Genomic DNA, 13,050 nt, shown 5'->3' on the forward strand with positions numbered 1-13,050 from the left:
AGGCTGGCAGCGACATGCCGCGCAACTTCACTCTCTTCACCGGCCAGTGGGCGGACCTCCCCCTGGAGGAGGTCTGCCGCCTCGCCCGTGACTTCGGCTACGACGGCCTCGAGCTCGCCTGCTGGGGCGACCACTTCGAGGTCGACAAGGCCCTCGCGGACCCCTCCTACGTGGACTCGCGCCACCAGCTGCTCGACAAGTACGGGCTGAAGTGCTGGGCGGTCTCCAACCACCTGGTCGGCCAGGCCGTGTGCGACGCCATCATCGACGAACGCCACGAGGCCATCCTGCCCGCCCGCATCTGGGGCGACGGCGACGCGGAGGGCGTACGGCAGCGCGCCGCGGCCGAGATGCGGGACACCGCACGGGCCGCCGCGCGCCTCGGCGTGGACACCGTCATCGGCTTCACCGGGTCGGCCATCTGGCACCTGGTCGCCATGTTCCCGCCCGCCTCCGAGTCGATGATCGAGCGCGGCTACCAGGACTTCGCCGACCGCTGGAACCCGATCCTCGACGTCTTCGACGCCGAGGGCGTGCGGTTCGCCCACGAGGTCCACCCCAGCGAGATCGCCTACGACTACTGGACCACCCAGCGCGCCCTGGAGGCGGTCGGCCACCGGCCCGCCTTCGGCCTCAACTTCGACCCCTCCCACTTCGTGTGGCAGGACCTCGACCCCGTCGGCTTCCTGTGGGACTTCCGCGACCGTATCTACCACGTCGACTGCAAGGAGGCCCGCAAGCGCCTCGACGGCCGCAACGGGCGGCTCGGCTCCCACCTGCCCTGGGGCGACCCGCGCCGCGGCTGGGACTTCGTGTCGGCCGGCCACGGCGACGTCCCCTGGGAGGACGTCTTCCGCATGCTGCGTTCCATCGACTACCAGGGCCCGGTCTCCGTCGAGTGGGAGGACGCCGGCATGGACCGGCTCCAGGGCGCCCCCGAAGCGCTCACCCGCCTCAAGGCCTTCGACTTCGATCCGCCCACCGCGTCCTTCGACGCCGCGTTCAACAGCTGATCAGCGCACCGTGACCGCAGGTCGGGGCGGGGGCCGGTACGTTCGCCGGTCCCCGGTCCGGCCTGCCCGAATCCGGCTTTGTCCTGTATTGGGAAAAAGTTGAACCAGTTCTGATCCAAGGGGTGTTCGCCCCGGAAGAACGCGGTTACCGTCCCTGAAGTGTTCAGGACACTCAGACCCCCGGGGTGACGGCGCACCCCGGCGCCCGCCGCATCGCACGTCTTCGCACCCGTTCCGTACGGCCCACCCGTTCCCGGAGGGACTTCGTGCACAGAAGCAGACTCAAAAGCACCGGCACCAGCACCAGAACCACGAGGCGTCCCAGGCTTCGCACCACCCTCGCCCTGTTCACCGGCCTGATGCTGGCCGTGGGCACCCCGGCGACCGTAGCCGGCGCCCAGCCGGCGGCCGACGAACCGGCGGCCGCCGAGGGCCAGTTCCAGCAGGTCCCGCTCGCCAAGGGCGAGCCCGAGACGGGCGAGCCGATGTCGCTCGCCGTACTCCCGGACCGCAGCGTCCTGCACACCGCCCGCGACGGCACGCTCCGCATCACCGACCAGGGCGGCGTCACCAAGGTCGCCGGCAAGCTCGACGTCTACAGCCATGACGAGGAGGGCCTGCAGGGCGTCGGCGTCGACCCGGACTTCGAGAACAACCGGGCGATCTACCTCTACTACGCCCCGCCGCTCGACACGCCCGCGGGCGACGCCCCCGAGAACGGCACCGCCGAGGACTTCAAGAAGTTCGACGGCGTCAACCGGCTCTCCCGGTTCGTCCTCAACCCCAACGGCACGCTGGACATGGCCAGCGAGAAGAAGGTCCTGGACGTCGCGGCCTCCCGCGGCACCTGCTGCCACGTCGGCGGCGACATCGACTTCGACGCCGAGGGCAACCTGTACCTGTCCACCGGCGACGACACCAACCCGTTCGCCTCCGACGGCTTCACGCCGATCGACGAGCGCCCGGACCGCAACCCGGCCTTCGACGCCCGGCGCAGCTCCGGCAACACCAACGACCTGCGCGGCAAGATCCTCCGTATCAAGGTCGCCGAGGACGGCTCGTACACCGTCCCGGAGGGCAACCTCTTCGCCCCCGGCACCGAGAAGACCCGTCCCGAGATCTACGCGATGGGCTTCCGCAACCCCTTCCGGATCAACATCGACGAGAAGACCGGCACCATCTACGTCGGTGACTACGGCCCCGACGCCGGCGCCGCCGACCCGAACCGGGGCCCGGCGGGACAGGTCGAGTTCGCCAAGGTCACCAAGCCCGCCAACTTCGGCTGGCCCTTCTGCACCGGCGACAACGACGCCTACGTCGACTACGACTTCGCCACCAAGACCTCCGGCGAGAAGTTCGACTGCGCCGCTCCGAAGAACACCTCGCCGCACAACACGGGCCTCGTCGACCTGCCGCCCGCGCAGGCCGCCTGGATCCCGTACGACGGCGATTCCGTGCCCGAGCTCGGCAGCGGCTCCGAGTCCCCGATGGGCGGCCCGGTCTACCGCTACGACCCGGACCTCGACTCCTCCGTGAAGTTCCCCGAGGAGTACGACGGCGACTTCTTCGCGGGTGAGTTCGGCCGCCGCTGGATCAAGCGGATCGAGCAGACCGAGGACGGCGCGGTCGCGAAGATCAACGACTTCCCGTGGACCGGCACCCAGATCATGGACATGGAGTTCGGCCCCGACGGCGCGCTCTACGTCCTGGACTACGGCCTCTCCTGGTTCCAGGGGGACAAGGACTCCGCGCTCTACCGGATCGAGAACGCCGACGACGGCTTCTCCCCGATCGCCGAGGTGAGCGCGAACAAGACGTCGGGTGCGGCCGGCCTGAAGGTCAAGTTCACCGCCACCGCCAACGACGCCGACTCCCCGGACCTCACCTACAGCTGGGACTTCGGCGACGGCACCAAGGGCGAGGGCCTCACCCCCACCCACAAGTACAAGAAAATCGGCACCTACACCGCGACCTTCACCGCGAAGGACGCCGAGGGCAACACCGGCACCGCCAGCGCCCGGATCGTGGTCGGCAACACCGAGCCCACGGTGACCATCGAGACGCCGGGCAACGGCACCCTGCTGCCGATGGGGGAGCCCATCCCCTTCAAGGTGAAGGTCACCGACCCCGAGGAGACGATCGACTGCTCCAAGGTCAAGGTCGCCTACAGCCTCGGCCACGACTCCCACGCCCACGAGCTGACCAGCGAGATGGGCTGTGAGGGCACCCTCAACCCGCCCCCGGGCGACGGCGGTCACGACCCCAACGCCAACATCTACGGCGTCGTCGGCGCCAGCTACACCGACGGCGGGGCCAACGGCCAGGAGGCACTGACCGGCACCGCGCGCACCGTCATCCAGCCGCCGCACCGCCAGGCCGAGCACTTCGCCACCCAGGAGGGTGTCGCGGTCATCGACAAGACCGGCGCCAACGGCGGCAAGACCGTCGGTGACATCAACGACGGCGACTGGATCTCCTTCAGCCCGTACAAGTTCGACGGGCAGAAGAAGCTGACCGTCCGGGCCTCCTCCGGCGGCGCCGGCGGCTTCGTCGAGCTGCGCACCGGCTCGCCCACCGGCAAGCTGCACGGCTCGGCGTACATCCCGCCGACCGGAGGCTGGGAGACGTTCCAGAACGTCGACGTGCCGCTGCGCTCGCTGCCCAAGCGCACCACGGAGATCTACCTGGTCTTCCGGGGCGGCGACGGCGCGCTGTTCGACGTGGACGACTTCGAGTTCTCCAAGGAGCCGTTCAAGAAGGGCAAGAAGGTCCTGGTCTTCTCCAAGACGGCCGGCTTCCGCCACGACTCCATCCCGGAGGGCGTCGCCGCGCTGAAGGAGCTGGGCACTCCCGCCGGTATCTCGGTCACGGCGACCGAGGAGGCCGGACAGTTCACCACGGCCAACCTCGCCAAGTACGACGCGGTGGCCTTCATGTCCACCACCGGTGACGTCCTCAACGCCGACCAGCAGAAGGCGTTCGAGAACTACGTGAAGAACGGCGGCGGCTACATGGGCATCCACGCCGCCGCCGACACCGAGTACGACTGGGAGTTCTACGGCGGCCTGGTCGGCGCCCACTTCGACTCGCACCCGGCCATCCAGAAGGCCACCGTGCGCGTCGAGGACCACGACCACCCGTCCACCGCGCACCTGGACGACACGTGGGAGCGCACCGACGAGTGGTACAACTACCGCACCAACCCGCGTGAGCAGGCCAAGGTCCTCGCCACCCTCGACGAGACCACCTACGACGGCGGCAACATGAAGGGCGACCACCCGATCGCCTGGTGCCAGAGCTACGGCGGCGGCCGCTCCTTCTACACCGGCGGTGGCCACACCAAGGAGTCCTACGCGGACGAGGCCTTCCGCACCCACCTGCTCGGCGGCATGCAGTACGCCACCGGCCAGGTGAAGGCGGACTGCAAGCCGGACAAGGGCCACCGGGACATCTTCAACGGCCAGACCCGGGACGGCTGGAAGCAGGCCGGCCCCGGCTCCTTCGACGTCAAGGACGGCACGCTGGAGTCCAACGGCGGCATGGGCCTGCTCTGGTACCAGGCCAAGGAGCTCAAGTCGTACTCCCTCAAGCTCGACTGGAAGATGCGGGGCGACGACAACTCCGGGATCTTCGTGGGCTTCCCGGCGTCCGACGACCCCTGGTCCGCGGTGAACAAGGGCTACGAGATCCAGATCGACGCCACGGACGCGGCCGACCGCACCACGGGCTCCGTCTACTCGTTCAAGTCGGCGAACATCAAGGCCCGTGACCAGGTCCTGCGTCCGCCCGGCCAGTGGAACAGCTACGAGATCAAGGTCCAGGGCGAACGCCTCCAGGTGTTCCTCAACGGAGTCAAGATCAACGACTTCACCAACAAGGACCCCGAGCGGAGCCTGACCGACGGCCACATCGGCCTGCAGAACCACGGCGCCGACGACCAGGTCTCCTTCCGCAACATCCAGCTCAAGGAACTGTCCTCCTAGGGCCACCGGAACGGCGGCGGGCGGAGGACGCCGGACCTCCGCCCGCCGTCCGGCCGGGCCTCGGGCCCGGCACCCCGCTCGTCCCCTTCCGGCGCTCACACCCGGTTCGCGTACGACAAGGAGGCTGCCCATGTCCGCCGAACCGTCCCTGCCCGCCCCCACCTCGGCCCCGCGCTTCGGCGTCTGGTTCATCGGGGCACGCGGATCCGTGGCCACGACGGCGATCGCCGGCTGCGCCGCCGTCGCCGCCGGGCTCCACCCACCGACCGGCATGATCACCGAGACCCCTCCCTTCACCTCGTCCGGTCTGCCGGCGTTGTCGTCCCTCGTCTTCGGCGGCCACGACACCGTGGACTGCCCGCTGCCCAAACGTGCCGAACACCTCGCCGCCGGCGGCGTCCTGCCCCACGGCCTGCCGTCCGCCGTGCACGCCGAACTCGTCGCCGCCGACCGGGAGATCAGGCTCGGCGGGCCCATGTCCGGCGATCGCCCGCCGGGTGGCCCCCTGTCCGGCGGCCCCCTGTCCGGCGGTTCACTGACCGGCAGCCGTTCCCTGCCCGGTGACACGGACGGCGGCCCGGACCGCACCCAGGACGAATGGATCGACGTCTTCGCGGACGACATCCGCGACTTCGTGCGCCTCCAGGGCCTTTCGGGCGCCGTCGTGGTGAACGTCGCCTCCACCGAACCCGCCCCCACCGACGGCACACTGCCGCCCAGCTCCCTCTACGCGGCGGCCGCCCTGCGCGCCGGCTGCCCCTACGTCAACTTCACCCCCTCCACGGGCCTGCACCACCCGGCGCTGGCCCCGCTCGCCGAGTCGTCGGGCCTGCCGTACGCGGGCCGTGACGGCAAGACCGGGCAGACCCTGCTGCGCTCCGTACTCGGCCCGATGTTCCTGCAGCGGGCCCTCGCCGTGCGCGCCTGGTCCGGTACCAACCTCCTGGGCGGCGGCGACGGCGCCGCACTCGCCGACCCCGCGGCGGCCGCCGCCAAGAACGCCGGCAAGGAACGCGTCCTGGCCGACACCCTGGGTGCCGCGCCCCAGGGCGAGGTCCACATCGACGACGTGCCCGCGCTCGGCGACTGGAAGACGGCCTGGGACCACATCGCCTTCGACGGCTTCCTCGGCGCCCGCATGATCCTGCAGACCACCTGGCAGGGCTGCGACTCGGCGCTCGCCGCCCCGCTCGTCCTCGACCTGGCCCGTCTGGTCGCCCGCGCCCGGGAGCGGGGCATGTCCGGCCCGCTGGCCGAACTGGGCTTCTACTTCAAGGACCCGGTGGGCGACGGCCCCTCGGGCCTCGCGGAACAGTACGCGGAGCTGACGCGGTTCGCGGCGGAACTGCGGGGCGGGGACCCGGAGGGCGGGGGCCCGGGGGGCGGCCGGGCGGATGCCGACGCCTCCGGCGCGGGGGAGCGGCGATGAGCCGGACGGAGACCGTGCCCACGGACCGCCCGGGTGTGGCGACGGCATCGGCCGGCGCGGCGCCCCCGGACGGCGGGGGGCCGGGCCGGGACCGCGAGGCGCCGGGCCGGGGCGGCCCGAGCGCGGACGGGCGCCGCCTCGGCGTCCGCGCCCGCGTCGGCGCCTGGGCCGAACTGCTGCGTCTCCCCGCTCTGTTCACCGTCCCCGGCGACGTACTCGCCGGCGCGGCGGCGACCGGTGTCCGGGCCGGCCCCCGCACCCTGCTCGCCGTCGGTTCCTCCCTGTGTCTGTACGAGGCCGGTATGGCACTCAACGACTGGGCGGACCGTGCCGAGGACGCCGCCGAACGCCCGCACCGGCCCATCCCGTCCGGCCGAGTCCACCCGGCCGCCGCCCTCACGGCGGCCTGCGGACTGACCGCGACCGGCCTGGCCCTCGCGGCCCGTGCCGGCCGGCCCGCCGTGGCCGTGGCCGTCCCCCTGGCCGCGACCGTATGGGCGTACGACCTCAGCCTGAAGCACACCCCCGCCGGGCCCCTGGCCATGGCCGCCGCCCGGGGCCTCGACCTGCTGCTGGGTGCCGCGGCGACCGGCGGCGACGTCCGCGCGGCCGTGCCCTCCGCGGCGCTGCTCGGCACCCACACCCTCGCGGTCACGGCGGTCTCCCGCGAGGAGACCCGGGGCGGCTCCTCCCTCGCCCCCCTGGCGGCCCTCGCCACGACCGGCCTCCTGGTCCGCCTGGTGACCCACCACCGCCCCACCCGACTCCCGGCAGACCGACGGGAAGCAGCCGCCCCCGGCCTGCCGGGCCCGACCTCCCACCACCCCGCCCCCGAGGGTCCTCGTCCGTCCGGCGCGTCCGGTCTGCCCGGCGGGGCCGGTCGGCCGGGAGGGGCGGCGGGCGTGGCCGTCCCGTCCCCGGGCGGCACGTCCACGCCGGGAGCCGGCTCCGCGGCGGGAGCCGACCGGCGGGGGCCGACCGGTCTGTACGGGCTCGCCGGTCCGTCCGGGCTCGCCGGTCCGTCCGGGCTCGCCGGTCCGTCCGAGAGGGCGGGGCAGAGGGCGGGAGTGTCCGGTAGCGCCGCTCTGTCCGGGCCGGCTCATCGGCTCACCCCCGGCCGGACCACCGCGGCGCTCACCGCCGCCCTCACCGCCGTATACGCCGCCACCGCGGCCCGCCCCTACTTCCACGCCGCCCTCAACCCCTCACCCCAGCTCACCCAACGCGCCGTCGGTGGCGGCATCCGCGCCACGATCCCGCTCCAGGCCGCGCTCACCGCCCGCACCGGCGGACCCGCCACCGCGCTGCTGATCGCCGCGCTGGCCCCGCTCGGCCGGAAGTTCGCGAGGAAGGTGAGCATCACGTGACGCCCAAGGCAGCCGACGCCTCCGCCCGCACCGCCCTCCGCTTCGGCTACGGCACCAACGGCCTCGCCGACCTCCGCCTCGACGACGCCCTCACCCTCCTCGCCGACCTCGGCTACGACGGCGTCGGCCTGACCCTCGACCACATGCACCTCGACCCGCTCGCCCCGGACCTGGCGGCCCGCACCCGCAAGGTCGCCCACCGGCTGGACGAGCTCGGTCTGGGCGTCACCGTGGAAACGGGGGCACGCTATGTGCTCGACCCGCGCCGCAAACACGGCCCCTCCCTCCTCGAACCGGACCCGGACGACCGCGCCCGCCGCACCGACCTCCTCGTCCGCGCCGTCCGGGTCGCCGCCGACCTGGGCGCCCACGCCGTGCACTGCTTCAGCGGCATCACCCCGGCTGGCACGGACGAGGACACGGCGTGGAAGCGGCTGGCCGCATCCCTCGCCCCGGTCCTGGACGCCGCCGCCACCGCGGGCGTCCCGCTGGCCGTCGAACCCGAACCGGGCCACCTCCTCGCCACCCTCGCCGACTTCCACCGACTGCGCCGCACCCTCGGCGACCCCGAGAACCTCGGCCTCACCCTGGACATCGGCCACTGCCAGTGCCTCGAACCGGCCCCTCCCGCCGACTGCGTGCGCGCCGCCGCCCCCTGGCTGCGTCACGTACAGATCGAGGACATGCGCCGCGGCGTCCACGACCACCTCCCCTTCGGTGACGGCGAGATCGACTTCCCGCCCGTCCTCGAGGCCCTCGCCGCCACCGGCTACCAGGGCCTGACCGTCGTCGAACTGCCCCGCCACTCCCACGCGGGGCCCCACTTCGCCGAACACTCCCTCCCCTTCCTCCGCCGGGCCGCGGCGGCGTCCCCCCTCTCGAACCGCTCGGGCGAGCCCTCCGCCACCCGCTGAAGGGAGCCACACCCATGACGCAGCCACACGCCACCGACGTCACCCCCACCCCCCATGACGCGGATGGCTCCCCCGCCGGGCAGAACCCCCAGGGCACCACTCCCGCCCACGTCCCGCCCGCCGAACTGCGCGCCGCCCTCACCGCCGCCCTGGGCGGCGCCGCCCGCGCCTGGCTGGACCAGGCCCTGGAGGAGGCCGCCGTCCACCCCGGCACGCACGGCCCCATCTCCGTGTGGGAGCTGCGCCTCGCCGAGGCGGGACGCCGCTGCGGCCCCGCCCATGCCGACGCCGCCCGCGTCCTCGTCCTGCACGCGGCCCACGCCGACACGGAGGCCCTGACCCGGGTCTACTCCCAGGGCACCGCCGACGAACGCCGCGCCGTCCTGCACGCGCTGCCCCACCTCGTGCCCGGGCCCGACGCCCTCCCGCTCGTCGAGGACGCCCTGCGTACCAACGACACCCGGCTGGTCGCCGCCGCCCTCGGCCCGTACGCCGCCCGGCACCTCGACCCGCACCAGTGGCGGCACGCCGTCCTGAAGTGCCTGTTCACCGGCGTCCCCGTCGACCGCGTGGCGGACCTCGACCGACGGGCCCACGCCGACGCGGAACTCGCCCGCATGCTCGCCGACTACGCCGCCGAACGCACCGCCGCAGACCGCCCGGTCCCCGAAGACCTGCACCGCGTCCTGGCCCTGACCGAGTCCGAGCGTCCCCCGCACGGCACGGCCGGCCCCCACGGCAAGGAGTCCTGATGCGCATCTTCGACCCCCACATCCACATGACCTCCCGCACCACCGACGACTACGAGGCGATGTACGCCGCCGGCGTCCGCGCCGTCGTCGAGCCCTCCTTCTGGCTCGGCCAGCCGCGTACCTCTCCCGCCTCCTTCCGTGACTACTTCGACGCCCTGCTCGGCTGGGAGCCCTTCCGCGCCGCGCAGTACGGCATCGCCCACCACTGCACCATCGCGCTCAACCCCAAGGAGGCCAACGACCCCCGTTGCCTCCCCGTCCTCGACGAACTGCCCCGCTATCTCGTCAAGGACCGGGTCGTGGCGGTCGGTGAGATCGGCTACGACTCGATGACGCCCGCCGAGGACACGGCTCTGTCCATCCAGCTCCAGCTCGCCGCCGACCACGGCCTGCCGGCGATGGTGCACACCCCGCACCGGGACAAGCTCGCCGGCCTGCGCCGCACCCTGGACGTGGTCCGCGAGTCCGCGCTGCCCACGGACCGGGTGCTGGTCGACCATCTCAACGAGACCACCGTCAAGGAGGCCAAGGACAGCGGCGCCTGGCTCGGCTTCTCCGTCTATCCGGACACCAAGATGGACGAAACCCGCATGGTCGCCCTGCTGCGCGAGTACGGCCCGGAACGGGTCCTGGTGAACTCCGCCGCCGACTGGGGGAAGAGCGACCCGCTCAAGACCCGCAAGGTCGGCGACCTGATGCTCACCGAGGGCTTCACCGAGGACGACGTGGACCGGGTGCTGTGGCGCAACCCCGTCACCTTCTACGGACTCAGCGGGCGCCTGAGCCTCGAGGTGACCTCGGCCGACGCCACGCACGAGGGCAACTCCATCCTGCGCGGCGGGGAGTGAGCCATGCGCTTCCGCCACCCCGACGGCTCCACCGTCCACCTCGCCTACTGCACCAACGTCCACCCCGCCGAGACCCTCGACGGCGTCCTCGCCCAGCTCCGCGACCACTGCGAGCCGGTCCGCCGCCGCCTCGGCCGAGACCGACTCGGCATCGGGCTGTGGCTCGCCCGGTCCGCCGCCCACGCCCTGGTCACCGACCCCTCCGCGCTGCGCGGGCTGCGCACCGAACTCGACCGGCGCGGTCTGGAGGTCGTCACCCTCAACGGCTTCCCGTACGAGGGATTCGGCGCCGAAGAGGTCAAGTACCGCGTTTACAAGCCGGACTGGGCCGACCCCGAACGCCTCGACCACACCACCTCCCTGGCCCGGCTCCTGGCCGGCCTCCTGCCCGACGACGTCACCGAGGGCAGCATCTCCACCCTGCCGCTGGCCTGGCGCACCGCCTACGACGCGACCCGCGCCGACAAGGCCCGCACCGCCCTGGTCACCCTCGGCGAACGCCTCGACGCCCTTCAGGAGCTGACCGGCCGCTCCATCCGCATCGGCCTGGAACCCGAACCCGGCTGTGTCGTGGAGACGACCCACGACGCCATCGCCCCCCTGACCGCGATCGCCCACGACCGCATCGGCATCTGCGTCGACACCTGCCACCTCGCCACCTCCTTCGAAGACCCGCACACCGCCCTGGACGCCCTGGCCGCGGCCGGCGTCCCCGTCGTCAAGTCCCAGCTGTCGGCCGCCCTGCACGCCGAACACCCTCACCTTCCCGAGGTCCGCGAGGCCCTCGCGGCCTTCGCCGAGCCCCGCTTCCTGCACCAGACCCGCACCACCGGCCCGGCCGACGCCGCCGACACCGCCGCTCTGCACGGCACCGACGACCTCGACGAGGCCCTGACGGGTGACGCGCTGCCCGGCACGGCGCCCTGGCGCTCCCACTTCCACGTGCCCCTGCACGCGGCCCCCGCCACGCCCCTCACCTCCACGCTCCCCGTGCTCAAGGCCGCGCTGACCCGGCTGGTCGGCGGCCCGCGCCCGCTCACCCGTCATCTGGAGGTCGAGACCTACACCTGGCAGGCCCTCCCGCCCGAGCTGCGGCCCCGCGCCCGGGCCCAGCTCACCGACGGCATCGCCGCCGAGCTCACCCTCGCCCGCGACCTGTTGACGGACCTCGGCCTGAAGGAACTGCCATGACCCGACCGACCCGCCCCGACGGACCGCCCCCCTCCGACGGACCGCCCCCTTCCGACGGGGTGCCTTCTTCCGACGGGCCGACCCCCCTCCTCGTCCTGGACGTCGTCGGCCTCACCCCCCGTCTCCTCGATCACATGCCCCACCTCAAGAAGCTCGGCCAGTCCGGCTCCCGCGCCCCTCTCGGCACCGTCCTGCCCGCCGTCACCTGCGCCGCCCAGTCCACCTTCCTCACCGGCACCCACCCCTCCGAGCACGGCATCGTCGGCAACGGCTGGTACTTCCGCGAGCTCGGTGACGTCCTGCTGTGGCGCCAGCACAACGGACTCGTCGCCGGCGACAAACTCTGGGACGCCGCACGCCGCGTCCACCCCGGCTACACCGTCGCCAACATCTGCTGGTGGTACGCCATGGGCGCCGACACCGACATCACCGTCACCCCCCGCCCCGTCTACTACGCCGACGGCCGCAAGGAACCCGACTGCTACACCCGGCCCCCGGCCCTGCACGACGAACTCACCGACGCACTCGGCACCTTCCCTCTCTTCCACTTCTGGGGGCCCGGCGCGGACCTGGTCTCCAGCCAGTGGATCATCGACGCGACCCGGCACATCATGGGCACCCGCCACCCCGACCTGACGCTCTGCTACCTCCCTCACCTCGACTACGACCTCCAGCGCTTCGGCCCCGACGACCCCCGCTCCCTGAAGGCGGCGGCCGACCTGGACGCGGCGCTGGCCCCGCTCCTGGACGACGCCCGAGCCGAGGGCCGTACCGTCGTCGCGCTGTCCGAGTACGGCATCACCCGCGTGAACCGGCCCGTGGACATCAACCGGGCCCTGCGCCGCGCCGGACTCCTCGAGGTACACACCCAGGACGGCATGGAGTACCTCGACCCGATGGCCTCCCGCGCCTTCGCGGTCGCCGACCACCAGGTCGCCCACGTCTACGTCCGCCGTCCCGAGGACCTCGACGCCACCCGCGCCGCCCTGGACGGACTGCCCGGCATCGAGCAACTCCTCGACGACGAGGGCAAGAAGGCCCAGCATCTCGACCATCCGCGCGCCGGTGAACTCGTCGCCGTCGCGGAGCCGGACGCCTGGTTCACGTACTACTACTGGCTCGACGACGACCGCGCGCCCGACTTCGCGCAGCTGGTCGAGATCCACCGCAAACCCGGCTACGACCCGGTCGAGCTGTTCATGGACCCGCTCGACCCCTACGTGAAGGTCAAGGCGGCCTCCGCGCTGGCCCGCAAGAAACTCGGCATGCGCTACCGCATGGCGGTCGTGCCCCTGGACGCCTCACCTATACGGGGCAGCCACGGCCGCCTCCCCGCGAGCGACGACGACGGTCCGCTCCTCATCTGCTCCACCCCCCGCGCTGTCGGAGACCGCGTCGCGGCCACCGATGTGAAACAACTCCTGCTCCGGCTCGCCGGACTCGGCTGACGCGCCACCAGGCGAAGCCTGCCGAGATCCAGCTACCGAGAGTGAAACACACGGCACTGACAACGGCCCGCCCCAGCGGCATCGGGGCAGGCCACGACCCAGAAG

The 13,050-nt window shown here is 72.6% G+C and carries 9 protein-coding genes; all 9 read left to right on the plus strand.

All coding sequences use genetic code 11. The features are described from left to right. The first annotated feature begins 14 nt into the window (after nucleotides 1-14). The gene (locus ACH4NX_RS18120; protein ID WP_398128013.1) at nucleotides 15-1,013 is read left to right on the plus strand and encodes a sugar phosphate isomerase/epimerase family protein; all 999 of its coding nucleotides are present in this window, start codon (nucleotides 15-17) and stop codon (nucleotides 1,011-1,013) included. Nucleotides 1,014-1,279: 266 nt separating this feature from the next. Next, entirely contained in the window at nucleotides 1,280-4,996 is a 3,717-nt protein-coding gene (locus ACH4NX_RS18125; protein ID WP_398128014.1) for a ThuA domain-containing protein, read from the plus strand. Nucleotides 4,997-5,126: 130 nt separating this feature from the next. After that, nucleotides 5,127-6,425 carry an inositol-3-phosphate synthase gene (locus ACH4NX_RS18130; RefSeq protein WP_398128015.1) on the plus strand — a complete coding sequence of 433 codons (1,299 nt, stop codon included), beginning with the start codon at nucleotides 5,127-5,129 and terminating at the stop codon, nucleotides 6,423-6,425. After that, entirely contained in the window at nucleotides 6,422-7,792 is a 1,371-nt protein-coding gene (locus tag ACH4NX_RS18135; protein ID WP_398128016.1) for an SCO3242 family prenyltransferase, read from the plus strand. The genes ACH4NX_RS18130 and ACH4NX_RS18135 overlap by 4 nt, the downstream gene beginning before the upstream one ends. Next, the gene (locus ACH4NX_RS18140; RefSeq protein WP_398128017.1) at nucleotides 7,789-8,706 is read left to right on the plus strand and encodes a sugar phosphate isomerase/epimerase family protein; all 918 of its coding nucleotides are present in this window, start codon (nucleotides 7,789-7,791) and stop codon (nucleotides 8,704-8,706) included. Before ACH4NX_RS18135 ends, ACH4NX_RS18140 begins: the two co-directional genes overlap by 4 nt. A 14-nt stretch (nucleotides 8,707-8,720) precedes the next feature. Continuing rightward, a complete protein-coding gene (locus ACH4NX_RS18145; RefSeq protein WP_351396094.1) occupies nucleotides 8,721-9,458 on the plus strand; it encodes an EboA domain-containing protein in 738 nt (245 codons plus the stop codon). Beyond that, nucleotides 9,458-10,306 (plus strand): TatD family hydrolase, encoded by an 849-nt coding sequence (locus ACH4NX_RS18150; protein WP_351396097.1) that lies wholly within the window; start codon nucleotides 9,458-9,460, stop codon nucleotides 10,304-10,306. The genes ACH4NX_RS18145 and ACH4NX_RS18150 overlap by 1 nt, the downstream gene beginning before the upstream one ends. A 3-nt stretch (nucleotides 10,307-10,309) precedes the next feature. Further along, nucleotides 10,310-11,497, plus strand: a complete 1,188-nt coding sequence (gene eboE / locus ACH4NX_RS18155) for a metabolite traffic protein EboE (protein ID WP_398128018.1) — start codon at nucleotides 10,310-10,312, stop codon at nucleotides 11,495-11,497. Beyond that, on the plus strand, nucleotides 11,494-12,945 hold the full coding sequence (locus ACH4NX_RS18160; protein ID WP_398128019.1) for a nucleotide pyrophosphatase/phosphodiesterase family protein: 1,452 nt from the start codon (nucleotides 11,494-11,496) through the stop codon (nucleotides 12,943-12,945). Before eboE ends, ACH4NX_RS18160 begins: the two co-directional genes overlap by 4 nt. Nucleotides 12,946-13,050 lie beyond the last annotated feature (105 nt).

The organism is Streptomyces sp. NPDC017225 (genome assembly GCF_044331465.1).
Classification (GTDB): domain Bacteria; phylum Actinomycetota; class Actinomycetes; order Streptomycetales; family Streptomycetaceae; genus Streptomyces.

Excerpts from the sequence above, each read along its gene's own strand:
- ACH4NX_RS18120 (WP_398128013.1), top strand. The coding sequence starts at position 15 with ATGCCGCGCAACTTCACTCTCTTCACCGGCCAGTGGGCGGACCTCCCC.
- ACH4NX_RS18135 (WP_398128016.1), top strand. The coding sequence starts at position 6,422 with ATGAGCCGGACGGAGACCGTGCCCACGGACCGCCCGGGTGTGGCGACG.
- ACH4NX_RS18130 (WP_398128015.1), top strand. The coding sequence starts at position 5,127 with ATGTCCGCCGAACCGTCCCTGCCCGCCCCCACCTCGGCCCCGCGCTTC.
- ACH4NX_RS18150 (WP_351396097.1), top strand. The coding sequence starts at position 9,458 with ATGCGCATCTTCGACCCCCACATCCACATGACCTCCCGCACCACCGAC.
- ACH4NX_RS18160 (WP_398128019.1), top strand. The coding sequence starts at position 11,494 with ATGACCCGACCGACCCGCCCCGACGGACCGCCCCCCTCCGACGGACCG.
- ACH4NX_RS18145 (WP_351396094.1), top strand. The coding sequence starts at position 8,721 with ATGACGCAGCCACACGCCACCGACGTCACCCCCACCCCCCATGACGCG.
- eboE (WP_398128018.1), top strand. The coding sequence starts at position 10,310 with ATGCGCTTCCGCCACCCCGACGGCTCCACCGTCCACCTCGCCTACTGC.